Raw genomic sequence first — 21156 nt, 5'->3', positions numbered from 1 at the left:
GTTCAGCCCAGGTGCACGGACCAGTCCTGCTCGGCGGGCGGCTTGCCGTGCAGGTCGGGTACGCGCTTGAGCCAGTCGGGACGGCCGCGCCGGGTGCGCTCCGCGCGGGCGGCGTTCTCTGCGGCGAGTTCCTCGCGGCTCGGGAACCCGGTCGGCAGCCACTGCCGGGAGGCGCGGGCGCGGGTGAGCAGGTACTCGACGTAGGCGGCACGCACCTCGTCCGGCGTGTCCAGGCCCGCCTCGCAGGTCAGCCAGTCCTCCGGCACCCGCCCCACCACCTCGCGCAATAGCTCCTCCGTCACCTTCGGCGCCAGTTCGGCGTCGGCGGCCCGGACGTCGGGCGCGTAGTGGCCGAGGGCGTGGTGGCGGAAGTCGTACGCCTTCTCGGGCGGGGACGCGCCCCAGCGGTGGTGGAAGACCAGCGCCGCGCCGTGGTCGATCAGCCACAGCCTCGGGGGCACCGTGCCGGAGGTGGGCCAGACCATGAGGTTGGAGCTGTGCACCGTGCGGTCGACGTTGACGGTGAGCGCGTCCAGCCAGACGACGCGCCCGGCCTCCGCCGAGTCCACCGGGAACACCTCGGCCAGCTCGGGCGTGAGGTCGGCGCCGCCCGACAGGTAGTCCATGCCGAGGTTGAGCCCCGCGCTGGCGTCCAGCAGGTCCCGCACCTCCTGGTGCGGCTCGCCCGCGCCGATCGCCGGGTCGAAGTGCGCGAGCACCAGCTCCGGCACCCGCAGCCCCAGCTCCCGGGCCAGCTCCCCCACGATCACCTCCGCCACCAGCGCCTTGCGGCCCTGCGCGGAGCCGGTGAACTTCAGGACGTAGGTGCCGAGGTCGTCGGCCTCCACGACGCCGGGGACGGAGCCGCCGGTGCGCAGGGGCTCGATGTAGCGGGTGGCGGTGACTTCGGTGAGCATGGGGCGAGCATATGCACGCCGGGCACGCGGGGGCGGGGCGCCGCCGCTCACCGGGGCAGCAGGTCCAGCTCCGCGCGGACCGTCTTGCCGACGGGTACGCGGTCGAACACGCCCCACCGGTCGGCGAGCGCGTCCACGAGCAGCAGACCCCGGCCGCGCTCGGCCTCCGGCGCCACCGTGCTCTCCGACATGCCCGGCCGGCGCTCTCCCCTGCTGTCGGACACGTCGATCCGCAGCGTGTACGCGTCCAGCCGCAGCCGCACCTCGATGTCCCGCCCCGGCACCCGCCCGTGCGTCACGGCGTTCGCCGCCAGCTCCGCGACGAGCAGCGCGGCCGTGTCAGAGACCGGCGAGCCGTAGGGGACACCCCACGCGTCCAGGCGGTGCAGGGCGAGATGCCGGGCCAGTCGTGCACCGCGCGGGGTGGAGCTGAATCGCTGTGCGAACACACGCGCGGTGACCGGGAGTCGGGGGGTGGAGGCTGCTCTCATGCCGCCCATCCCACCTGCGGCGACGACCTCCCACCAGCTCGACGACCGGTACGCAGGGTCAGCGTACGGGTACGGACGGTGGACGGTAGGGGTAACCATCCGTGACCATGGGCCCGTTCGGTGGGTTTGCCCGAGTGGGTGTACGTGTGGGAGGTGCCCTGGATGTCGGACGGTGCGGGTGGCGCGGAAGCGCCTTGTGGGGGCGGGGAACCGGAGCGGTCGGACAGTCTCAGGACCTTCGGGGAGGTCCTGAAGGCGTTCCGGAAACGGGCGGGGCTGACGCAGGAGGAGTTCGCGCCGCTCGTGAGGTACTCGTTGCCGACGGTGGCGTCGATCGAGCAGGGGCGGCGGTTTCCGCCGGTGGACTTCGTGGAGCGTGCGGAGGAGGTCCTCGACGCGTTCGGGGCGCTGCGGGGTGCGGCACGGCATCTGTCGCGGCAGCCGGGACTGGCGAGCTGGTTCCGGCAGTGGGCTCGGTTCGAGGCGGAGGCGGTGAGTCTGTACACCTATGAATGCCGGGTGGTGCCGGGGCTGTTGCAGACGGAGGGGTACGCGCGGGCGGTGTCGTTCAGCGTGCCGCCGCTGCCCGCCGAGAAGGAGATGAACGACCGGATCACGGCCCGCATGGCGCGGCACGAACTCCTGGCGACGAGCCGGAACCCTCCGACGGCGTTCAGCTTCATCGTGGAGCAGGCGGTCCTGGAGCGCGGCACGGGCGGCGAGGAGGTGACGCGCGAGCTGTACGACCACCTGCTGGGCGTGGTCGAGCGGCACTGGAACGTGGAGTTCCAACTGATGCCCCTGCGCCAGCCGGTGCACGCGGGGCTGGACGGCCCGATGCAGTTGGCGGAGACGCCGGAGAACCAGTGGTTCGGTTACTCGGAGGGACAGAAGAACGGGCGGCTGATCACCGATCGTAAGGAGATCAGCGTGCTCCACCAGCGCTATGCCAAGATGCGTTCACAGGCCCTGACCCCCGAGGACTCCGTGGGCCTGTTGAAGCGAATGCGAGGAGCGCTATGAACACGTCCGACCTGGCCTGGTTCAAGAGCAGTTACAGCGGCTCCGAAGGCGACAGCTGCGTCGAAGTGGCGATGACGTGGCACAAGTCCAGCTACAGCAGCGGCAGCCAGGGCGACTGCGTCGAGGTCGCCGCCTGCCCCGGCACCGTCCACGTCCGGGACTCCAAGGTGCGCCACGGCGACCAGCTCGCCGTCTCCCCGGCGGCGTGGACCCGTTTCCTCACCTACACGACCAGCACCTGACCCCCCGTCGCAAGCGGAGTGGCATCCCTCTGCCGGCCAGGTGCCGGGGCGGCAGAGGGCGTACCCCCACCGTCCACGCATGTCAGGCTCAAGAGCACTGGTGCCTCGATGCCTTGCGCCGGCTTGCCGGGAAGGGGCAGCGTGACCGTCCAGTTTCCCTTCGTCAGGGTGAGCACCTGGCTACCCATGTCGGGTCCGGCCCGCCATCCGTACTCGGAACGGGCTCGCGCGAAAGCCGACTTCAGTGCGGCGTCCACCCTCTCCGGAGCATGGCGTCCTGAGAGTCGTTCGAGACATCTCCCCGCGCCGCCCGAGGGCTCCCTCTCCACCACGACGCCCTCCGCCGCCAGGACCGCCCGCATCTCCGACACGGCCGTGTCTGCGGACAGCGGCGAACCCGAGAAGCGCGGGGGCAGCGGGCCGGGGTCCGGAGGCGCGCAGGCCGTCGCCGTCATCAGTGCCGCTGTGACGAGGAATGCCAGGGTTGTGTGTCTCTGTGGCCGTCGCATGTCGTTGTCCGTCCCCTCCCCTTGCGGGCGACTGGCCATTCTGCCGATCGACTGATCTTGACGAATCACCGGCTCCTCGGCCTGCCCCGCTCCGCTCACGCCCCCCGCAAAGGATTGCCCAGCGGCCGGTACCGCGCGTCGGCGCCGTCCGCGCCCGTCCAACGGAGCAGGAGGTTGGTCTTGGCGGGGAGGGTGGGTGCGGTGAGGAGGGCCGGGATCTCCGGCAGGTCCGTGTGGTGGGCCAGGGTCCGGTGGGCGGCGGGCCAGGGGTCGAGGCCGGGGTGGTGCTCGGCCAGGGCGGCGGCGATCTCCACGAGGTGGTTGACGACCAGGCAGTACACCAGGCGCTCCCAGCCGGCCGCCCGCGAGGTGTCCGGCAGCAGCTTGACGCCCTCCGCGTCCCGGAACAGGGCCTGCACCGGCATCCCGGCCGCGTCCACGGCGACCAGGGTGTTCTGCAGGTGGGCCTCCAGGACGACGCCGTCCTCGGCGAAGGCGGTCAGGACGGGCGGGACGACGGCCGCGAGGTACGCCTCCCACCAGGCCGCCGGGTCGCTGGTGGCCGCCAGGGGGCTGCCCTCGAAGCCCTCCACCAGGGCGGCGGCGAGCAGCGGGGTGGCGCCCGGCAGGACCCGGCCCCGCAGTCCGTCGCGGACGACGACGGCCAGTTCCTCGAAGGCGAACTCCGCCGTGCGGTAGCCGCGGTCGGCGAGCCAGGCGGCCGGTGGGCCGATCGCGTCGAAGGCCTCGGTGACGGCGGTGTCGGTGCGGCGCAGTTTCAGCAGGTCGTGGCGCCACAGGCGGCGGATGTCGTTGGTGATGCGTACGTCGAGGCTGAACTTGAGGAAGAGGTCGGGGTCGGGGGCGTACACCGTGCGGATCGCGGCCGTCGGCCAGACGAAGCCGCCGGTCGTGCCGAGGCGGAGCAGGCGGCCGTCGGCGATGGCGGGGGCGAGGGTGCCCGCGGTCAGGTCGAGCTGCCAGGGGTGGGCCGGGAGGAGCCGGTATCCGGGCGGGGCGTCGGCCAAGGCGTCGAGGGCGGCGGTGTCGCCCTCCTCGACGACCGTGTCCTCGCGCACAGCGAGCAAGGTCAGCGGGAAGCGGGCGTGCGCCTCGGGTGCGTACGGCAGCCAGGCGGCGTGCGGGCCCCCTCCGCGCGCCTTGGGGGCCGGGTGGTGAGTGTGGCCGGTGAGGAGGGCCTGTTCGGAGCGGATGTAGGGGTCCTGAGGCGGGGTGGCGCGGGCGCGGGCCGTGAGGAGGGCGGCCACCGTTTCGCGGCTGTCGGTGATCTCGGTGGGCAGTTCGTGGTTGGGCAGGCCGGTGTGGTGGCGCAGTTCCTCGGCGACGAGTTTCACCAGCGCGGTGTGGCCGACCGGGTGCCAGCCGCCCGCCGCCGTGGCGACCTCCGGCTCGGCGGGGCGGCGGCCCGCGCGTACCCGCAGCAGTCGGCCGCCGGGCAGCCGGTACACGGGCCGGGGGCCGGGGTCCGGCAGAGGGTCGGCCACCTCGCGCAGCAGGCAGTTGAGCAGCGGCACCATCGCGTAGGCGTCGGCCAATTCGGCCAGGCCCGGGCGGGGGGCGGCGTCGGCGCCGGTGGGCGGGGGCAGGAAATCCACGCGTTCCACTCGTTCCCTACGGTCTGTCCATGGCGGAGAGGCGGAGGCGATCAGTATGTCTGTCGTGATGCCTGTCCTGATGCCTGCCGTGATGCCTGTCCTGATGCCTGTCGTCGTCCCTGTGCCGTGACCTCCTACTCGTACCGACTCGTACCCGAGGAGCCCGCCCGTGCATCGTCCCCCCACCGCGGAGGCAGAGGTCGCCGACGAACTGGCCGTCGTCCGTCCCGGTCTGCTGCCCGAGTTCACGGCCGGGCTGCCCGGCGCCCGCGCGGCGGTGCTGACCCGGCTGTGGCGTGCGTTCGCCCATGAACCGCTCCCGTGGGTCGCGGGCCGGGAGACGGTGCGCGACGGGCTCGTACTGCGCCTGCGCGACGGCCGCCGGCTCGCCGGTCCGGCCGCCGACCCGTACCGGACGGACGCGTACGTCGGCGTCGTACGCCTCGACGACGTGCCCTACGACGATCCGGCGCGACTGACGACGGACCTCGCCGTGCCGCACTCCGCGGGGTTCGCGGCGGAACTCGGTCACAGTGTCGCGTCGTTGGCGCTGTCGCGGACCGCCCTGGAACTTCACCCGGACGAGTGGCCGGACAGCGACTGGGGCTGGGAGCAGCGGGTGGTGGACGGGCATCCCTACCATCCGGCCTGCCGTTCACGTCCGGGTTTCTCGGTGGCGGACCAGCTCGCGTACGGGCCCGAGCACCGGCCCGTGGTGGGGCTGGGTCTGGTGCCGGTGCCGGCCTCGGCGTGCCTGGTGACCGGGGTGTGGCCGACGGACCTGCGGGACGGGGCGAAGGTGCTGCTCCCGGTGCATCCGTGGCAGGCGGCGCACGTGCTGAAGCGACCATGCGAGGAGCGGATCGCCGCCCGGCCGCTGATGTCCCTGCGTACGCTCGCCGTGCCCGGCGGACCGCACGTCAAGACGGCGCTCAGCGCCCGGCTCACCTCCTCCGTGCGGGACATCTCGGTCGCCTCGATCGCCGCGTCGTCGACGCTGTCGTCCTTCGGGGAGGATCTGGCCGCGCGGACGGACGGCCTGCTCCACATGACCCGCACGCTGGGGGCGGCCACCGCCCACTCCCCCGACCTGGCCGCCGTGCTGCGCGAGTCGCCCGAGGTGTACGCGAGCGGCGGCGAGCGCGTCGTTCCGGTGGCCGCCCTCGCCACCACCGGGCTGCCCCGCCGCCCCGGCTGGCCGACCGCCTTCGCCCGGCTCGCGCTCACCGTCGGACTGCGCGCCCTGGAGCTGGGCGTGGCCCTGGAGGCACACGGCCAGAACCTGCTGGTCGTGCTGGACCGGGCGGGCCAGCCCCTGCGCCTGGTCTACCGCGACCTCGCCGACATCAGGGTGAGCCCGGCACGCCTGGCGCGGCACGGCGTCCCGGCCCCCGAGCTGCCGCCGCGCATGCTCACGGACGACCCGGAGGTGCTGCGCCGCAAGCTGTTCGGGTCGCTGGTGGGTGGCGCGCTGGCGGCGACCGTGGGATCGGGTCCGACGCTGCGGGAGGCGCTGGCGGGGGCAGTACGCGAACTGCCGCGCACACCGGACGTCGTGGCGCTGTGCGAGGAGCCGCTGCCCGTCAAGGCGCTGACTCTGATGCGCACTTCACCGGAGAGCGGCGGGGACCTCTGGGCCCGGCTGCCCAATCCGCTGCACTGGGGGTGAAGTCGGGGCGTCCGCGCGGTCTCGTTTTGGAACCCGGCACCACTGATCAATAAGATCCGCCGATGATCACAAGAACACGGCTGGCGGCGGGTGCCTGTGCCCTGCTCGCCGCGCTGACGGCGGGGTTGGCTTTCCCGTCCGGCGCGGCCGCCGGGGAACCCACGGGCGAGGACGCGCCGAAGGTCGATCTCGTGCTCGACGTCAGTGGGTCGATGCGGACCCGGGACATCGACGGCGGGACGCGGATGGCCGCGGCCAAGCAGGCGTTCAACGAGGTGCTCGACGCAACGCCCGAGGAGGTGGAGCTGGGCATCCGGACGCTGGGCGCCGACTACCCGGGCGACGACCGCAAGCGGGGCTGCAAGGACACCGCGCAGCTCTACCCGGTGGGCCCGCTGGACCGCACCGAGGCCAAGACCGCGGTGGCGACCCTGTCGCCCACCGGCTGGACGCCGATCGGTCCCGCACTGCTCGCGGCGGCCGACGACCTCGAAGGCGGGGACGGTTCCAAGCGGATCGTGCTGATCAGCGACGGCGAGGACACCTGCGCCCCGCTCGACCCGTGCGAGGTGGCCCGCGAGATCGCCGCGAAGGGCATCGGGCTGACCATCGACACGCTCGGCCTGGTCCCCAACGCCAAGATGCGGCAGCAGCTCAGCTGCATCGCGGAGGCGACCGGCGGGACGTACACCTCCGTCGAGCACACCGACGAACTCACCGACCGGGTCAACCAGTTGGTGGACCGGGCGGCCGACCCCGTGGTGACGCCGGTGGCCACCGAGGGCGCCGACTCGTGCGCGAAGGCGCCGACGCTGGAGTCGGGGCTGTACACCGACCGCGAGGAGTTCGGTCAGCAGCGCTGGTACCGGGTGGACGTACTGCCCGGACAGGAGCTGCGCGCCTCGGTGAGCGTGGGCGCCGACCGTGCCGTGAACCCGTCCCACGCGGTGCTGCTGCGGGCGGTGACGGTGCACGGACGGGAGATCGTGCGCGGCGAGGCGGCGGGCAACGGCCGTACGGACGTGATCTCGACCGGGCTGCGGTACCCGAAGGCGGAGAGCGACGAGGCGGACGGGGACAAGCCGGCGGCCGAGGCCGTGTGCCTCCAGGTCACCAACTCCTTCTCCGTCGCCTCCGGTGTGAAGACCACGCCGGGGCTTCCGCTGGAGCTGACCGTCGACGTCGTGGACGGTCCCGGCGACGCCGACGACGTGGCCTCGTTCGGTCTCGGGCGCGGCTGGTGGCTGCTCGGCGTGCTGGTGCTCGTCGGTTTCCTCGCCGGTCTGCTGTGGGGCTGGCTGTCGCGGTGGCGGTTCGCGGTCTGGAGGACCAACTGATGCGTGCTGTACGAGTCCTGAGTGCCGCGGTCCTGCTGCTGGGCCTCGCCGCGGCCCCGGCGGCGGCCGACTCCTCGCCCTCCGCGGGCCCGTCCGGGGACGGTGACGCGCCGACGACGGCGGGCACCTCCTTCCGTACGGCGACCGAGATCGGGCAGGGGCAGCGGGCGACCGCGAACGGTGCCGCCGGTGACTACCTGTACTGGTCGTTCCCGGCCGACGCCGGCCAGCGTCCCACGGTGCGGGCCACGGTGAAGCTGCCCGAGTCGCACGCGGCCCAGACCTGGCGGGTCGACGTGTACGACGGCCTGCGCCGGCGCCAGGCGTGCCAGTGGGGCGCCCAGACCCGCACGGCGGCGGCGGACGCCTCCTCCGTGGAGCTGGCCTGCGTGCTGCGCACCGTCCGCGCCTGGTCCGAGCCGTGGGCGAACGACCCGCTGCCGGGCACGTACTACGTCCGGCTGACCGTCGTGGACCTGCCCACCTCCGACCTCGGCGTCCGGGTGGGCGCCGAGATCGAGGTCGGTTCGAAGGATATGGGCGGCGCGGCGGCGGTGGACGGTTCGCTGTCCGAGCCGCTGGTGCCGGGCGTCGCGATGAAGTCCGGTGCGGACGAGGACGAGGAGGACCGCGGCGCGGTGCTGTCCGCGATCGAGCCCGAGGACGGCTGGTCCTCCGGCTGGTGGTCCGACCGGTGGGTGTGGACCGGGATCGGCGGCGTACTGGCCGCGCTCGCGGGCGTCGGCGGCTACGCGCTGACGCGCGGTTCGGGGCGGCCGCCGAGGGTGCCGCCGGGCGCCTGAACGACCGTCACGTCCGTGGAAGGCCCGCCTCGCGGCGGGCCTTCCGCCGTCTCACGCCTCCCTGAGCGCCTTCGCCGCCGTGCCCTCTCCGGTGACGCCGACGCGGCCGTCGCGCACCGCGTCCCGCAGGGACAGTTCCCCGCGGCAGAGGTCCGCGCAGGTCCCGGCGTCCAGCACCAGCCGGGCGTCGGGCTCACCGGGGGCGGGACCGTCCCCGTACACGGAGCCGCGCCCGAAGTCGCTCTCCCCGTCCCCGGCGCACAGGTGGAAGGTCCCCTCCTCCAGCCGGACTTCGACGACCCCCTCCCCCGCCCCGGCCTCCCGCAGCGCCCGCCGCAGGGGCAGCGCGGACCAGTGCGCCCGGACGGCGTCCGTGGGCCGCCGCTCCCCCAGTTCGCGGGCGCCCCACGCGCCGAGCGCCTCCAGCACCGGCAGCAACCCGCTGCCGCGCTCGGTGAGTTCGTAGACGTACGCCGCTGCGGGCGGGGGCAGCCGGCGCCGGGTCGTCAGCCCTTCGCGCTCCATGTCCTTCAGCCGTGAGGCGAGTACGTCCGTACTGACGCCGGGCAGGTCGGCGTGCAGGTCGGTGTAGCGCCGCGGACCGGCCAGCAGCTCGCGGACGATCAGCAGGGTCCAGCGGTCGCCGACGGCGTCGAGGGCACGCGCGACGGAACAGTACTGGTCGTAGCTTCGGCGAGGACGAGGTGACATGCGACGCAGTGTAGACAAGTTGTTGGACTTTCCAAGCTGCTACTTGGTAAAACCAAGCAACACCAGATTCCGGAGGGGTAGCGGCGCATGGAGTTCCGGCAGTCGAACAAGCTCAGCGAGGTCTGTTACGAGATCCGCGGCCCGGTCATCGAGCACGCCAACGCGCTGGAGGAGGCGGGGCACAGCGTGCTGCGCCTGAACACCGGCAATCCGGCCCTCTTCGGCTTCGAGGCGCCGGAGGAGATCCTCCAGGACATGATCCGGATGCTCCCGCGGGCGCACGGCTACACCGACTCGCGCGGCGTCCTCTCCGCCCGCCGGGCCGTCGCCCAGCGCTACCAGGCGCTCGGCCTGGAGGTGGACGTGGACGACGTCTTCCTCGGCAACGGCGTGTCCGAGCTGGTCTCCATGGCCGTACAGGCACTGCTGGAGGACGGCGACGAGGTACTGATCCCCGCTCCCGACTTCCCCCTCTGGACGGCGGTGACCACCCTCGCGGGCGGCAAGGCGGTCCACTACCTGTGCGACGAGCAGGCGGAGTGGTATCCGGACCTGGCCGACATGGAGTCGAAGATCACCGACCGCACCAAGGCGGTCGTCATCATCAACCCCAACAACCCCACCGGCGCGGTCTACCCCAAGGAGATCGTCGAGGGCATCCTCGACCTCGCCCGCCGACACGGTCTGATGGTCTTCGCCGACGAGATCTACGACCAGATCCTCTACGACGACGCCGTCCACCACTCGGCCGCCGCCCTCGCCCCCGACCTGGTCGTCCTCACCTTCTGCGGCCTGTCCAAGACGTACCGGGTGGCGGGCTTCCGCTCCGGCTGGCTGGTGGTCACGGGTCCGAAGCAGCACGCGAAGGACTACCTGGAGGGCCTGACCATGCTGGCCTCCATGCGGCTGTGCGCCAACGCGCCCGCCCAGTACGCCATCCAGGCGGCGCTCGGCGGCCGCCAGTCCATCCGCGAGCTGACCGTGCCGGGCGGACGTCTGCGCGAACAGCGGGACGTGGCCTGGGAGAAGCTGAACGAGATCCCGGGCGTCTCCTGCGTCAAGCCCAAGGGCGCGCTGTACGCCTTCCCGCGCATCGACCCGAAGGTGCACGCGATCCACGACGACGAGCGCTTCGTCCTGGACCTGCTCCTGCGCGAGAAGATCCAGGTCGTCCAGGGCACCGGCTTCAACTGGCCGAGCCCGGACCACTTCCGCATCCTGACGCTGCCCCACGCGGAGGACCTGGAGGCGGCCATCGGGCGGATCGGACGGTTCCTGGGCGGGTACCGGCAGTAGCGGGCGAATCCCCCGCCGTAGCCTGGAGCCATGGGTGATCTTTTTCTGGTCCGGCACGGTGAGACCGAGTGGTCTCGGTCCGGGCGGCACACCGGGCTGACGGACGTTCCGCTGACCGAGCACGGGCGGGAGCAGGCGCGGAGCCTGGTGCCGTTGATCCGGTCGCACCGGATCGGGGCCGCGTTCGTCAGCCCCTTCCAGCGGGCCCGGGAGACGGCCGAGCTGATCGGGCTGCGGGGCGAGGTGCGTGTCGATCAGGACCTGCACGAGTGGGACTACGGCGGGTACGAGGGGATCACGACCGTCGAGATCCACCGGAGCCGGCCGGACTGGTTCCTGTTCACGGACGGGGTCGCCGCCGGGCCGCCGGAGCGTCCCGGGGAGACGCCCGAGGAGGTCGGCGAGCGGGCCGACCGGGTGCTGGCGCGGGTGGAGGCCGCGTTCGCCAACACCGAGGGGTGCGTGGTGCTGGTGGCGCACGGGCACTTCCTGCGGGTGCTGACCGCGCGGTACCTGGGGCTGCCGCCGTCCGACGGAGCCCTGTTCCAGCTGGGCACGGGGACGCTGTGCCGGCTGGGCACGGAGCACGCGCGTCCGGTGATCGCCGCGTGGAATGTCAGACCCCCGTCGTAGCCTTCCGAGGTGTGGGCCAGCAGGGGAGGAGGACGCCGTGGCACTGTCGCCGACCGCCGCGCAGCGGCGTGTGATCGCCGCCGCCGACCCCGTGACCGGGCGGCTGAAGGGTACGGACGCGCAGCTCGCGGCGCTGGTGAAGCGGGGGCTGGCCTTCCGGCATCCGCGTCCGCCGCACGATCACTTCCTGACCCCGGCGGGGCACCGGATACGGGAGGCTCCGGCTCGGGACGAGGCGCCTTCGGCCGACCGGCCGTCCTCGCCGGACACCGGGGGCGTGTTCGCCGCGCGGGTCGGCGGCGAGGATCCCGCCCCGTCAGTGGGCGGTCCGGCGCGGCTGCGGGAGGTGCTCAGCGCCTGGCAGGGGCTGCTGGAGCTGCGCCGGATGACGCATTCCGACGGGGCCACGGACCGGCCGTGCGGATGGGAGCGTACGCATCTCGTGCCGGCCGCCGCGCTCGCCCTGGAGGCCGCCGGGCACGCCCCGGCGACGGGCGACGGCCACGGTTACCGGGTGCGCGCGACGCCGCAGCCCGAGGCCGTCGCCGTGTACGAACCCGACGGCACCGCGCTGCGTGCCTGTGCGGCGACGCTGGAGCGGGCGGGCTGGCAGGTCGGGGAGCACATCGAGCCGCGAACGCGGGCCCGTTATCTGCTGGCCTCACCGCGCAGGGTGTGAGGCATGATCGGTCCCGTCAGCACGTCCAGGAGGAGAGGCGGTAGCGGTGAGCGAGCCGTTTTCCGTGCCCGTGACCGTCCGCGGGTACGAGACCGACACACAGGGGCATCTGAATCAGTCCGTGTACCTCAACTACGCGGAGCACGCCCGCTGGTCGCTGCTCGAGGCGGCCGGTATCCGGCAAGCGGATCTCGTGGCCCGGGGCGTGGGTCCCGTCGCCCTGGAGACGACCATCCGCTTCCATCGGGAGCTACTCGCCGGTGACGAGGTGGAGGTGACCTGTGCCTTCGAGTGGGGTGAGGGCAAGACCTTCCGGATCGTCCAGGTGGTCCGCAAGGCGGACGGCACGGTGGCCGCCGAGATCGAGGGAGTCGGCGGGCTCATGGACCTGCGGGAACGCAGACTGCTGCCGGAACCGGGGCGCCGGTTCAAGGACCTGGCGACGGATCCAGAGCTGTTCGAGCTCTGACCCCGGACGGTACGACTCGCGACGGAGAGGTTCTGATGGGTTACCCGTTCCAAGCCGCCGACGGGTCGAGGTTGCTCTGGGATCCGGCGCTCAAGGTGGGGCAGGCCTACGCGGCCCTCGCCCGGGAAGCCGGTGAACTGCACGGCATGCCCACGGGCTTGACCGAGAGCGAGCGACTCGGTGGGAGTGTCGTGGATCTCGCGGTGTTCCAGCAGTTCACCCAGGGGCTGTACGACAGATGCTGCTCCACGGACAACTTCGTCCTGCACGGTCTCCTGCGCGGGCTCCTGCTGCCCTCCATCGTCATGCTCGAGAAGGGCGACGGCTCGATCACCCGGACCCCCGAGAGGGAGGACGGTCTGCTGGAAGACCTGGACTCCTACGTGCGCGCCATGTGGACGGACTGAGCCGGCCTTCGTGCGGACTCCGGACTGGTCCCCGGGACGTGTGTGGGCCGGCGCCTCTGGTCGAGGCGCCGGCCCGGTTAAGGCCCGGGGTTCGCCCGGTGCCGGCCTCACGGGGTGGCCGGGGCCCGGGTGGCCTCGGTGATCTCCTCGCCCGCCTCCATGGGGTGGGCGACCTCCTCCGCGTCCCGCTTCCGGCCGCCGATGTGGTTGAAGACCAGGTTGAGCAGGACGGCGACGACGCAGCCGGTCGAGATGCCCGAGTCCAGGATGATCTTCGCGTTCTCCGGGAACGCGTGGTAGAACTCCGGCTCCGCGATCGGGATGATGCCGACGGCCAGGGAGACCGCCACGATCAGGACGTTGTTGTCCTTGTCCAGGCTCGCCCGGACCAGGGTCTGGATGCCGCTGGCCGCGACGGAGCCGAAGAGGACGATGCCCGCGCCGCCAAGTACCGGGCGGGGCACCACGGCGATGAGCGAGGCGGCCATCGGACACAGGCCCATCAGCACCAGGAACCCGCCGCCCGCGGCGACGACGTAACGGCTGCGGATCTTCGTCATCGCGACCAGGCCGATGTTCTGGGCGAAGGCGCTGCACATGAAGCCGTTGAAGAGCGGGCTGACCGCCGAGCCGAGGGTGTCGGCGCGCAGGCCGGCCGCGATGGTCTTCTCGTCGGCCTTGCGGTCCACGATCTCCCCGAGGGCGAGCATGTCGGCGGTGGACTCGGTCATCGAGACCACCATCACCACGCACATGGACAGGATCGCGGCGAGCTGGAACTGCGGGGCGCCGAAGTGGAACGGGGTCGGGAAGCCTACGACGCTCGCGTCCGCGACCGGCCCGAAGTCCGTGACGCCGAACGGGATCGCGATGATCGTGCCCGCGACCAGGCCGAGCAGCACGGCGATCTGCTTGACGAAGCCACGGGTGAAGCGGCGCAGGACGAGGACGATGACCAGGGTGATGGCGGCCAGGCCCAGGTTGGTCGAGGAGCCGAAGTCGTCGGCGTCGGGGCTCGGTCCCTGTGCCCAGCCGAAGGCGACGGGCAGCAGGGACACGCCTATGAGGGTGATGACGGTGCCGGTGACGACCGGCGGGAAGAAGCGGATCGCCTTGCTGAAGAAGGGCGCCGCGAAGAAGCCCAGGAGACCGGCGACGATGACGGCGCCGAAGATGATCGGCAGCGCGTCGGACTTGTCCTCGGTGGAGGCGACGATCGCGGTCATGGGGGCGACACCGGCGAAGGTGACGCCGTTGACGAAGGGCAGCCGGGCACCGATCTTCCAGATGCCGAGCGTCTGCAGGAAGGTGGCGAGGCCCGCGGTGAACAGGCAGGCGCCGGTGAGGAAGGTCAGTTCGGTCGCGGTCAGGCCGATGGCCGCACCGACGATCAGGGGCGGGGCGACGACTCCGGCGTACATGGCGGCCACGTGCTGCAGGCCGGTCGTCGCCATTTTCAGTGGCGGGAGTTTCTCGTCAACAGGGTGGTCGGCCACGGCGGCGTTCCTCCGGTCGGTTACACGTCGGCATTGACGCGGGTGTCAGGGAGGTGGTGCGGGTGGTCGTGCGGGACCGGGACGGACCCCGTTCGGGGAAACGGGAGCCGCTCCGGGGGCGTGCGTATGGGACGCACGCCCCGGAGACGGCCGCCATGGACCCCGCTCGGGTCCACGGCTACCGGCCGGGAGCCGTCCCTCCCGGCCGGAGATCAAGTGGTGTTCGGTTCTTCCGTGTTCAGGTGTTCAGGTCTTGAGGTGTGCGGTGTTCAGGTCTGTGCGGCGATGGTCGCCAGCCGTTGTGCCTCGTTCCGGGTGGAACGGGCCACGGCGTCCTCGTCGACCGTGAGCAGCCGGCCGTCCTCGACGATCTGGCGGCCGTCGGCGAAGGACGCCGTGACCGGCGCCGGGGCACCGAAGACCAGGGCGGTCACCGGGTCGGCGATCGAGGAGTGGGCGAGCGTGTCCATCCGCCACAGCACCAGGTCCGCGAGCTTGCCGGCCTCCAGCGAGCCGGTCTCGGCGGCCCGGCCCAGCACCTGTGCCCCGCCGTAGGTGCCCAGGCGCAGCGCCTTGCGGGCGTTCAGCGCGGCCTCGCGGTGGGCGCCGAGGCGGTTGACCAGCAGGGCGCCTCGGAGTTCGGTGTGCAGTTCGCCGGACTCGTTGGAGGCGGTGCCGTCGACGCCGAGGCCGACCGGGACGCCCGCGGCGAGCATGTCGGGGACCCGGGCGATGCCCGCGGCCAGACGGGCGTTGGAGGAGGGGCAGTGGGCGACGCCGGTCCCGGTGCGGGCGAAGGCGGCGATGTCGGAGTCGGTCATGTGGACGCAGTGCGCCATCCACACGTCCTCGCCGAGCCAGCCGGTGGACTCGAAGTAGTCGGTCGGGCCCATGCCGAACAGCTCGTGGCAGAACTTCTCCTCCTCCACGGTCTCCGACCCGTGGGTGTGCAGCCGCACGCCCAGCCGGCGTGCCAACTCGGCTGCCTGGCGCATCAGTTCGGTTGAGACGGAGAAGGGCGAGCACGGCGCGACGGCGATCTGGGTCATCGCGTCGAAGGAGGCGTCGTGGTGCTCCCGCACGGTGGCCTCGGTGGCGGCGAGCGCGTCGTCCAGGCTCTCCACCGCGAAGTCCGGCGGCAGCCCGCCGTCGGACTCGCCGCGGTCCATGGAGCCGCGGGCGAGGGTGAAGCGGACGCCCGTCTCACGGGCGGCGCGGATGATCGCGCCGGACAGGTCGCCGGCGCCCCGGGGGTGGATGTAGTGGTGGTCCGCCGCCGTGGTGACGCCGCCCCGGGCCATCATCGCGAGCGAGCCCTGGGCCGCCGCGTACGCCATCGTCTCGTCGATCCGCGCCCACGTGGGATAGAGCGCGACCAGCCAGTCGAAGAGGTTGTGGTCGGTGGCCAGGCCCCGGGTGAGCCACTGGTAGAAGTGGTGGTGGGTGTTGACCAGACCCGGCGTGACCAGGTGTCCGGTCGCGTCGATCCGGCGTACGACGTTCTCCAGGTCCTCGGGTGCCCGCCCCGCGCCGACCGCCTCGATCCGGTTGCCGGCGAGGACGACGTGGCCCGAGGCGTACTCGGTGTCGTCCGCGTCGACGGTCGCGATGGCGCAGTGCTCGATGACGGTGCGATCGGGTGCCGTGGTGGCGGCGACGCGATCGGCTGCCGCTGATGCTGCCATGCTGCTTCCTTCTCTTTCGGTGCGGCCCGCGGGCGGGGAGTCGAGTACCCGCGGGGAGGGCACGGCAGGACCCTAGGAGGATTTGAGTGCCGCGGGCGCGGGGCGGCCGCGGGTGCCGAGATGGTGGAAGAACAGGTTGAGCGTGACCGCGACGAGCGCGCCGGCGCTGATGCCGGAGCCGAGCACGGTCTGCGCCCAGGCGGGGAACTCGGCGTAGAAGGTCGGGGCGGCCAGCGGGATGATGCCCGCGCCGAGCGCCACGGCGACCAGGATGATGTTGGAGCTGTCGTCGAGCCCGGCCTCGGACAGCGTACGGATGCCGCTGACCGCGATCGAGCCGAAGAGGACGATGCCCGCGCCGCCCAGGACCGGCATCGGCACCAGGGAGACCACGGCGCCCAGGACGGGGAAGGCGCCGAGGACCAGCAGGGTGGCGCCGGCGACGGCGACGACGTAGCGGCTGCGGACCCGGGTGAGTGAGACGACGCCGACGTTCTGCGCGAAGGCGGAGGTGGGGAAGCCGCCGAAGACGGGGCCGACCAGGGTGGCGAGGCCGTCGGTGCGCAGGCCCCGGGTGATGACCTTGGAGTCGGCGCGGCGGTCGCAGATCTCGCCGAGGGCGAGCATGCCGGCGGACGACTCGGTCATCAGGACCAGCATCACGATGCACAGCGACAGGATGGCGGCGGGCTGGAACTCGGGGGCGCCGAAGGCGAAGGGCGTGGGCAGCGCGGCGACGGGCGCGGACTGGATGCCGCTGAAGTCGGCCATGCCGAAGGGGATGGCGGCCAGGGTGCCGATGAGCAGCCCGAAGAGCAGGGCGACCTGCTTGACGAAGCCCTTGCCGAAGCGCTGGATGACGAGGATGACGCCGAGGGTGAAGGCGGCGAGCGCGAGGTTGCGCATCGAGCCGAAGTCGGCGGCGGCCTTGTCGCCGCCCTGGGCCCAGCCGACCGGGACCGGCATCAGCGTGACGCCGATCAGGGTGATGACCACGCCGGTGACCAGGGGCGGGAAGAAGCGCAGCAGGCGGCCGAAGAAGGGGCCGACGGCGAGGCAGAAGACACCGGCGACCATCACCGCGCCGTAGATGGCGGGGAGTTGGCCGCCCTCACTGTTGGTCTCGGCGATCGCGAGGATCGGCGCGATGCCGGCCGAGGAGGCGGCGTTGACGAAGGGCAGCCGGTTGCCGACGAAGCCCTTGACGCCGATGGTCTGGATCAGGGTGGCGATGCCCGCGATGAGCAGACTCGCCGCGATCAGCCGGGTGCGGCCCTCGATGTCGAGGCCGACGGCCTGGCCGATGATCAGCGGAGGAGTGACGACGCCCGCGTACATGGCGGCGATGTGCTGGAGTGCGGCGGGGACGAGCCGCGAGGGGTGGAGCTTCTCGTCGACCGGGTGCACGGAGGTGACGGCGTCCTTCGTGTCCTGTGGTGACGGGGTGGAACTTGAGCCTTTCGCCGGCTCCGTTGCAGGCTGTGCCATGGTGTTCCCTCCGGTGTGGCGCGCCACCGGCCCGAGCGGCCGGGCCGGTGGCGCGCGTCCCGCGTCAGAGGTTGGTCATGTCGACCGGGATCAGCTGCTCGGCGCCGTCCCGCAGGATGGTGGCCTCGATCAGGCCGTAGGGCCGGTCGGCGGCGTAGTACACGGCGCCGTCCTTGGCCTCGTTGTCGATCCCGAACGGCGACAGGTCCGAGCGGAAGTGGTGCTTGTTGGGCATCGAGAAGCGGATCTCGTCGACCTCGTCGCGCGAGTTCAGCACCCGCACACCCATCTCGAAGAGGGTCTGCTGGAGCGAGTACGAGTACGTCTCGGCGAAGGCCTGGAGCGCGTGCTTGCGCACCCCGTTGTACGACCGGTCCCAGTCCGGGGCGTGCGAGTCGATGCCGTCCCAGTTGTGCCGCCACCAGGTGGAGACGGTGGTGGCGAGGATACGGTCGTAGTCCTCCTTGAGGGTGGTGTACTTGTCCTTCAGGTAGCCGAAGAACTCGGAGTTGGTCGAGTTCAGGACGGTGAGGTCCTTGAAGCCGGAGAGCACCTGGATGCCGTGGCCGTCGTAGGTGATCTCCGCGACGCGGGTCTCCTGGCCCTTGCGGACGAAGGAGTGGGCGATCTCGTCGGAGCCGACGAAGCGGGAGCCGCCCTTCGAGGTCTCGATCCGCTCCCAGCCGTACTCCTCGATGCGGATGCGGGCCCGGTGGATCGGCTCGTTGTTGTCGACGAAGTGGCGGGCGAGCTTGACGCCGAGGTCCTCGGCGCTCTCGATGCCGTGCTCCTTGGCGAAGGCGAACACCGTGTTCTTGGTGGTGTCGGTCGGCAGGACGTTCGCGTTGGACCCGCTGCGGTGGACCTCCTCCATGTCGCCGGAGAGGGCGACGGAGACGTTCAGGTCCTTGATGTGGTGCGTGTCGCCGTCACGCGTGATCTTGACGACGCGGTTCTCTGCCTTGCCGTACTGGTTCTGTCCCAGGACGAAACGGGTCATGTGTCGGTCAGCTCCCTCGGTAAACGGAGTAGCCGAACGGGTTGAGCAGCAGCGGAACGTGGTAGTGCTCCCCGGGCACCACCGCGAAGGTGATGGTGACCTCGGGGAAGAACACCGGCCGGCCGTTCTCGCTGTCCCGGAGCGCGGGGGCGTCCTGCTGGGCCGCGGCTTGTTTCTTGGCGAAGTACGTCTCGGTGTCGAAGTCGAGCCGTACGTGTGTGGTGCCCTCCGGCAGGGCCGGGAGGTCCTTGCACCGGCCGTCGGCGTCGGTCGCGGAGCCGCCGAGTGTCTGCCAGTCCGCATCGCTGCCCGAGCGGGCGGCGAGCTGGACGGCGACTGCCTCGGCGGGGCGGCCGACGCTGGTGTCCAGGATGTGCGTGGACACGGAGGCGGTGGTGCTGGTGCTCATGGTCAGGCGTCCTGTTCGACGAGTCGGGAAAGGCGGATGCGGTTGATCTTCCCCAGTTCGGTGCGGACGATCTCCCGCTCCTGCTCGGGCGAGTTGCCGATCCGCTCCTTGACCGCGTCCCGCATCTGCTCGCCGGTCCGGCCGGTGGCGCAGATGAGGAAGACGTGGCCGAACTTGTCCTGGTAGGCCAGGTTGAGTTCGAGCATCTCCGCCTTGAGTTCCTCCGAGGCGCCGGCCATGCCGGCCTGCTCCCGGGAGGAGGTCGGGTCGCCCGGCTTGGGGCGGCCGATGGGCGGGTGCCCGGCCATCGCCTCGGCGAGGTCGTCCGCCGTCAGCTCGGCCATGGCGGCGTCACTCGCGGCGTACAGTTCCTCGGTGGTGGCGTAGGGGCGGGCGGCGAGCAGGTGCCGGGCCCACGCCGTCGAGGCACACGCCTCGTGGAGTTCCGCGAGTGCCGCGGACTCCTCGAGGGCGTTGAAACGGGCCAGGCCCGACGCGGAAGTGGACGTCACGGGAGCCTCCGTGGCCTTGTGCTGAACGGGCGTGCCGATAGCTAACGCCCTCGGAAACAACGCGTCAACACTTTGTTGAAAATTCGGTGTTACGAAAGCCGCCGTCCGGATACCGGACGGCGGCTCGTGATGTGGGGCTCCCGCGCAGGTCAGGCGTCCTTCTCGCGGTTGAGGTAGTTGTAGACGGTGAAGCGGCTGACGCCGAGGGCGCTCGCGACGGTCTCCACGCCGTGCCGCACGGAGAAGGCTCCGCGCGCCTCCAGGGTGCGTACGACCTCCTGCTTGGCGCGCCGGTCCAGGTCCGCCAGCGGCCTGCCCTGCCGGCGCTCCATGGCCGCGAGGATGTGGTCGAGGGAGTCGGCGAGCTGGGGCAGGCGCACCGCGACGACGTCGGCACCCTCCCAGGCGAGGACGACATCGTCCTGACCGGCCTCGTCGGGCGGCAGCATCTCGCCGCCGATGGCGTCGACCAGGGGCTTGACGGCCGCGATGAAGGGCTCCTGACCCGGGCCGGTCACCGCTCACCCTCCCCTTCGGCGCCCTGCCCGACGACGTTGACCTGGAGGGAGATCCGGGTGGCCCCGGCCTCCAGGGACCGGCGCAGCAGCGCGTCCACCGCGGTGAGCACCGCGTCGGCGCCGCCCTCGGCGGTGTTGCCGAACGGGCCGACGTCCACCTCGTCCAGCTCCGCGGCCTCGACGACCTCACGGGCGACCACCGCGTGCGCGGGCGCCTCGTCCAGGTCGAAGGGCTCGGTCGTGAACTCCACTCTCAATCGCACCCGGTCAACCTAACGCGCGGTGACCGTTTTACGCCGCCCCCTCTTGACAAGTGCGGAGCTCCACCGGCAATCTTCCATTACGCAGAAACGAACTTCCGTAATGCGGAACAACGAACGAAACGGAAGGGAGCGCGGCACCCGATGGGCTTCGCAGATCAGCGCTTCAACGTCAACCTGTCGATCCTCTTCACGGAACTCCCGCTCCTGGAGCGTCCCGCGGCCGCCGCCGCGGCCGGCTTCACCGCGGTCGAGCTGTGGTGGCCCTGGATCGACTCGCCCACCCCCGAGCAGTCCGAGCTCGACGCCCTGAAGAAGGCGATCGAGGACGCGGGCGTCCAGCTCACCGGGCTGAACTTCTACGCGGGACAGCTGCCCGGCCCCGACCGCGGCGCCCTGTCCGTGCCCGGCGAGGAGTCGGACCGCTTCCGCGCCAACATCGACGTGGCCGCCGACTTCGCGAAGTCGCTCGGCTGCACGGCGCTGAACGCCCTGTACGGCAACCGCGTCGAGGGCGTCGACCCGGCCGAGCAGGACAAGCTGGCGCTGGAGAACCTGGTCCTCGCCGCCCGCGCGGCCGACCGGATCGGCGCGATCCTGCTGATCGAGGCGCTCAACAAGCCCGAGTCGCCGCTGTACCCGCTGGTGTCGGCGCCGGCCGCGGTCAAGGTCGTCGACAAGGTCAACGAGGCCACCGGACTCGGCAACGCGAAGTTCCTCATGGACCTCTACCACCTGTCCATGAACGGCGAGGACCTGCCGCAGGTGATCGACGCGTACGCCGCGAAGACCGGCCACGTGCAGATCGCCGACAACCCGGGCCGCGGCGCCCCCGGCACGGGCTCCCTCCCGCTCCAGGAGCTGCTCGACCAGCTGAGGAAGGCCGGTTACGACGGCTGGGTCGGCCTGGAGTACAAGCCGGGCGACAACCCCAGCGCCGAGGCCTTCTCGTGGCTGCCGGCCGAGGCCCGCGCGGCCCGCTGAGC

The 21156-nt window shown here is 71.8% G+C and carries 23 protein-coding genes; 11 read left to right on the top strand and 12 right to left on the bottom strand.

Translation table 11 applies throughout. From position 1 onward, the window contains the following. Window positions 1-2: 2 nt before the first annotated feature. Window positions 3-917 (bottom strand): HipA family kinase, encoded by a 915-nt coding sequence (locus M6G08_RS18965; RefSeq protein WP_272588348.1) that lies wholly within the window; start codon window positions 915-917, stop codon window positions 3-5. Between the two features lie 47 nt (window positions 918-964). Further along, a complete protein-coding gene (locus M6G08_RS18960) occupies window positions 965-1408 on the bottom strand; it encodes an ATP-binding protein (RefSeq protein ID WP_272588347.1) in 444 nt (147 codons plus the stop codon). Between the two features lie 162 nt (window positions 1409-1570). Here M6G08_RS18960 and M6G08_RS18955 point away from each other — a divergent pair, with 162 nt between their 5' ends. Together M6G08_RS18955 and M6G08_RS18950 are read left to right on the top strand one after the other, a co-directional pair. Further along, the gene (locus M6G08_RS18955) at window positions 1571-2431 is read left to right on the top strand and encodes a helix-turn-helix domain-containing protein (RefSeq protein WP_272588346.1); all 861 of its coding nucleotides are present in this window, start codon (window positions 1571-1573) and stop codon (window positions 2429-2431) included. Then, entirely contained in the window at window positions 2428-2673 is a 246-nt protein-coding gene (locus tag M6G08_RS18950) for a DUF397 domain-containing protein (protein ID WP_272588345.1), read from the top strand. The genes M6G08_RS18955 and M6G08_RS18950 overlap by 4 nt, the downstream gene beginning before the upstream one ends. A 604-nt stretch (window positions 2674-3277) precedes the next feature. Here the strand turns inward: M6G08_RS18950 and M6G08_RS18945 are convergent. Next, window positions 3278-4807, bottom strand: a complete 1530-nt coding sequence (locus M6G08_RS18945) for an IucA/IucC family protein (protein ID WP_272588344.1) — start codon at window positions 4805-4807, stop codon at window positions 3278-3280. A gap of 160 nt (window positions 4808-4967) precedes the next feature. Here M6G08_RS18945 and M6G08_RS18940 point away from each other — a divergent pair, with 160 nt between their 5' ends. The 3 genes from M6G08_RS18940 (at window position 4968) to M6G08_RS18930 (ending at window position 8607) form a co-directional block, all read left to right on the top strand. Next, window positions 4968-6467, top strand: coding sequence for an IucA/IucC family protein (locus M6G08_RS18940; protein WP_272588343.1), 1500 nt, complete (start codon window positions 4968-4970; stop codon window positions 6465-6467). A gap of 62 nt (window positions 6468-6529) precedes the next feature. Beyond that, window positions 6530-7804: a VWA domain-containing protein gene (locus M6G08_RS18935; protein WP_272588342.1), complete on the top strand. Its 1275-nt coding sequence runs from the start codon at window positions 6530-6532 to the stop codon at window positions 7802-7804. Further along, entirely contained in the window at window positions 7804-8607 is an 804-nt protein-coding gene (locus M6G08_RS18930) for a hypothetical protein (RefSeq protein ID WP_272588341.1), read from the top strand. Before M6G08_RS18935 ends, M6G08_RS18930 begins: the two co-directional genes overlap by 1 nt. Window positions 8608-8658: 51 nt before the next feature. On the opposite strand, the gene M6G08_RS18925 is transcribed toward M6G08_RS18930, so the two are convergent. After that, entirely contained in the window at window positions 8659-9318 is a 660-nt protein-coding gene (locus tag M6G08_RS18925) for a winged helix-turn-helix transcriptional regulator (protein ID WP_272588340.1), read from the bottom strand. A gap of 87 nt (window positions 9319-9405) precedes the next feature. On the opposite strand from M6G08_RS18925, the gene M6G08_RS18920 reads away from it, so the two are divergent. From M6G08_RS18920 to M6G08_RS18900, 5 genes are read left to right on the top strand one after another with little or no spacing between them, the layout of a single operon-like run. Beyond that, entirely contained in the window at window positions 9406-10614 is a 1209-nt protein-coding gene (locus M6G08_RS18920) for a pyridoxal phosphate-dependent aminotransferase (protein WP_272588339.1), read from the top strand. 30 nt (window positions 10615-10644) lie between these two features. Continuing rightward, window positions 10645-11247, top strand: a complete 603-nt coding sequence (locus M6G08_RS18915; RefSeq protein WP_272588338.1) for a histidine phosphatase family protein — start codon at window positions 10645-10647, stop codon at window positions 11245-11247. A 37-nt stretch (window positions 11248-11284) separates the two neighbouring features. Then, window positions 11285-11926, top strand: a complete 642-nt coding sequence (locus M6G08_RS18910; RefSeq protein WP_272588337.1) for a hypothetical protein — start codon at window positions 11285-11287, stop codon at window positions 11924-11926. 46 nt (window positions 11927-11972) lie between these two features. Then, window positions 11973-12395 carry an acyl-CoA thioesterase gene (locus tag M6G08_RS18905; protein WP_272588336.1) on the top strand — a complete coding sequence of 141 codons (423 nt, stop codon included), beginning with the start codon at window positions 11973-11975 and terminating at the stop codon, window positions 12393-12395. A 35-nt stretch (window positions 12396-12430) separates the two neighbouring features. After that, window positions 12431-12802 carry a DUF6086 family protein gene (locus tag M6G08_RS18900; RefSeq protein WP_272588335.1) on the top strand — a complete coding sequence of 124 codons (372 nt, stop codon included), beginning with the start codon at window positions 12431-12433 and terminating at the stop codon, window positions 12800-12802. 107 nt (window positions 12803-12909) lie between these two features. On the opposite strand, the gene M6G08_RS18895 is transcribed toward M6G08_RS18900, so the two are convergent. The 8 genes from M6G08_RS18895 to M6G08_RS18860 form a co-directional block, all read right to left on the bottom strand. Next, window positions 12910-14298: a nucleobase:cation symporter-2 family protein gene (locus tag M6G08_RS18895; RefSeq protein WP_272588334.1), complete on the bottom strand. Its 1389-nt coding sequence runs from the start codon at window positions 14296-14298 to the stop codon at window positions 12910-12912. A 269-nt stretch (window positions 14299-14567) separates the two neighbouring features. Continuing rightward, entirely contained in the window at window positions 14568-15983 is a 1416-nt protein-coding gene (locus tag M6G08_RS18890; protein ID WP_272588333.1) for an 8-oxoguanine deaminase, read from the bottom strand. A 72-nt stretch (window positions 15984-16055) separates the two neighbouring features. Beyond that, window positions 16056-17471: a nucleobase:cation symporter-2 family protein gene (locus M6G08_RS18885; RefSeq protein WP_272588332.1), complete on the bottom strand. Its 1416-nt coding sequence runs from the start codon at window positions 17469-17471 to the stop codon at window positions 16056-16058. Window positions 17472-17535: 64 nt separating this feature from the next. Next, the gene (gene pucL / locus M6G08_RS18880; RefSeq protein WP_272588331.1) at window positions 17536-18471 is read right to left on the bottom strand and encodes a factor-independent urate hydroxylase; all 936 of its coding nucleotides are present in this window, start codon (window positions 18469-18471) and stop codon (window positions 17536-17538) included. Between the two features lie 7 nt (window positions 18472-18478). After that, window positions 18479-18880: a hydroxyisourate hydrolase gene (gene uraH, locus M6G08_RS18875; RefSeq protein ID WP_073730388.1), complete on the bottom strand. Its 402-nt coding sequence runs from the start codon at window positions 18878-18880 to the stop codon at window positions 18479-18481. 2 nt (window positions 18881-18882) lie between these two features. Continuing rightward, a complete protein-coding gene (gene uraD, locus M6G08_RS18870; protein ID WP_272588330.1) occupies window positions 18883-19392 on the bottom strand; it encodes a 2-oxo-4-hydroxy-4-carboxy-5-ureidoimidazoline decarboxylase in 510 nt (169 codons plus the stop codon). Window positions 19393-19541: 149 nt separating this feature from the next. Continuing rightward, window positions 19542-19910 (bottom strand): helix-turn-helix domain-containing protein, encoded by a 369-nt coding sequence (locus M6G08_RS18865; protein ID WP_030978398.1) that lies wholly within the window; start codon window positions 19908-19910, stop codon window positions 19542-19544. Next, window positions 19907-20173 carry a YkoF family thiamine-binding protein gene (locus M6G08_RS18860; protein WP_037900680.1) on the bottom strand — a complete coding sequence of 89 codons (267 nt, stop codon included), beginning with the start codon at window positions 20171-20173 and terminating at the stop codon, window positions 19907-19909. The genes M6G08_RS18865 and M6G08_RS18860 overlap by 4 nt, the downstream gene beginning before the upstream one ends. A 141-nt stretch (window positions 20174-20314) precedes the next feature. On the opposite strand from M6G08_RS18860, the gene M6G08_RS18855 reads away from it, so the two are divergent. Then, the gene (locus tag M6G08_RS18855) at window positions 20315-21154 is read left to right on the top strand and encodes a TIM barrel protein (protein WP_272588329.1); all 840 of its coding nucleotides are present in this window, start codon (window positions 20315-20317) and stop codon (window positions 21152-21154) included. The last annotated feature ends 2 nt before the right edge of the window (window positions 21155-21156 follow it).

Source organism: Streptomyces sp. M92, assembly GCF_028473745.1.
In the GTDB taxonomy this organism is placed as follows: domain Bacteria; phylum Actinomycetota; class Actinomycetes; order Streptomycetales; family Streptomycetaceae; genus Streptomyces.
This window is presented reverse-complemented; position numbering and strand designations above follow the sequence as displayed.

Coding starts and splice junctions, on each gene's coding strand:
- M6G08_RS18965 (WP_272588348.1), bottom strand. CDS start 917: ATGCTCACCGAAGTCACCGCCACCCGCTACATCGAGCCCCTGCGCACC.
- M6G08_RS18960 (WP_272588347.1), bottom strand. CDS start 1,408: ATGAGAGCAGCCTCCACCCCCCGACTCCCGGTCACCGCGCGTGTGTTC.
- M6G08_RS18955 (WP_272588346.1), top strand. CDS start 1,571: ATGTCGGACGGTGCGGGTGGCGCGGAAGCGCCTTGTGGGGGCGGGGAA.
- M6G08_RS18950 (WP_272588345.1), top strand. CDS start 2,428: ATGAACACGTCCGACCTGGCCTGGTTCAAGAGCAGTTACAGCGGCTCC.
- M6G08_RS18935 (WP_272588342.1), top strand. CDS start 6,530: ATGATCACAAGAACACGGCTGGCGGCGGGTGCCTGTGCCCTGCTCGCC.
- M6G08_RS18930 (WP_272588341.1), top strand. CDS start 7,804: ATGCGTGCTGTACGAGTCCTGAGTGCCGCGGTCCTGCTGCTGGGCCTC.
- M6G08_RS18925 (WP_272588340.1), bottom strand. CDS start 9,318: ATGTCACCTCGTCCTCGCCGAAGCTACGACCAGTACTGTTCCGTCGCG.
- M6G08_RS18920 (WP_272588339.1), top strand. CDS start 9,406: ATGGAGTTCCGGCAGTCGAACAAGCTCAGCGAGGTCTGTTACGAGATC.
- M6G08_RS18915 (WP_272588338.1), top strand. CDS start 10,645: ATGGGTGATCTTTTTCTGGTCCGGCACGGTGAGACCGAGTGGTCTCGG.
- M6G08_RS18900 (WP_272588335.1), top strand. CDS start 12,431: ATGGGTTACCCGTTCCAAGCCGCCGACGGGTCGAGGTTGCTCTGGGAT.
- M6G08_RS18890 (WP_272588333.1), bottom strand. CDS start 15,983: ATGGCAGCATCAGCGGCAGCCGATCGCGTCGCCGCCACCACGGCACCC.
- M6G08_RS18885 (WP_272588332.1), bottom strand. CDS start 17,471: ATGGCACAGCCTGCAACGGAGCCGGCGAAAGGCTCAAGTTCCACCCCG.
- pucL (WP_272588331.1), bottom strand. CDS start 18,471: ATGACCCGTTTCGTCCTGGGACAGAACCAGTACGGCAAGGCAGAGAAC.
- uraH (WP_073730388.1), bottom strand. CDS start 18,880: ATGAGCACCAGCACCACCGCCTCCGTGTCCACGCACATCCTGGACACC.
- M6G08_RS18855 (WP_272588329.1), top strand. CDS start 20,315: ATGGGCTTCGCAGATCAGCGCTTCAACGTCAACCTGTCGATCCTCTTC.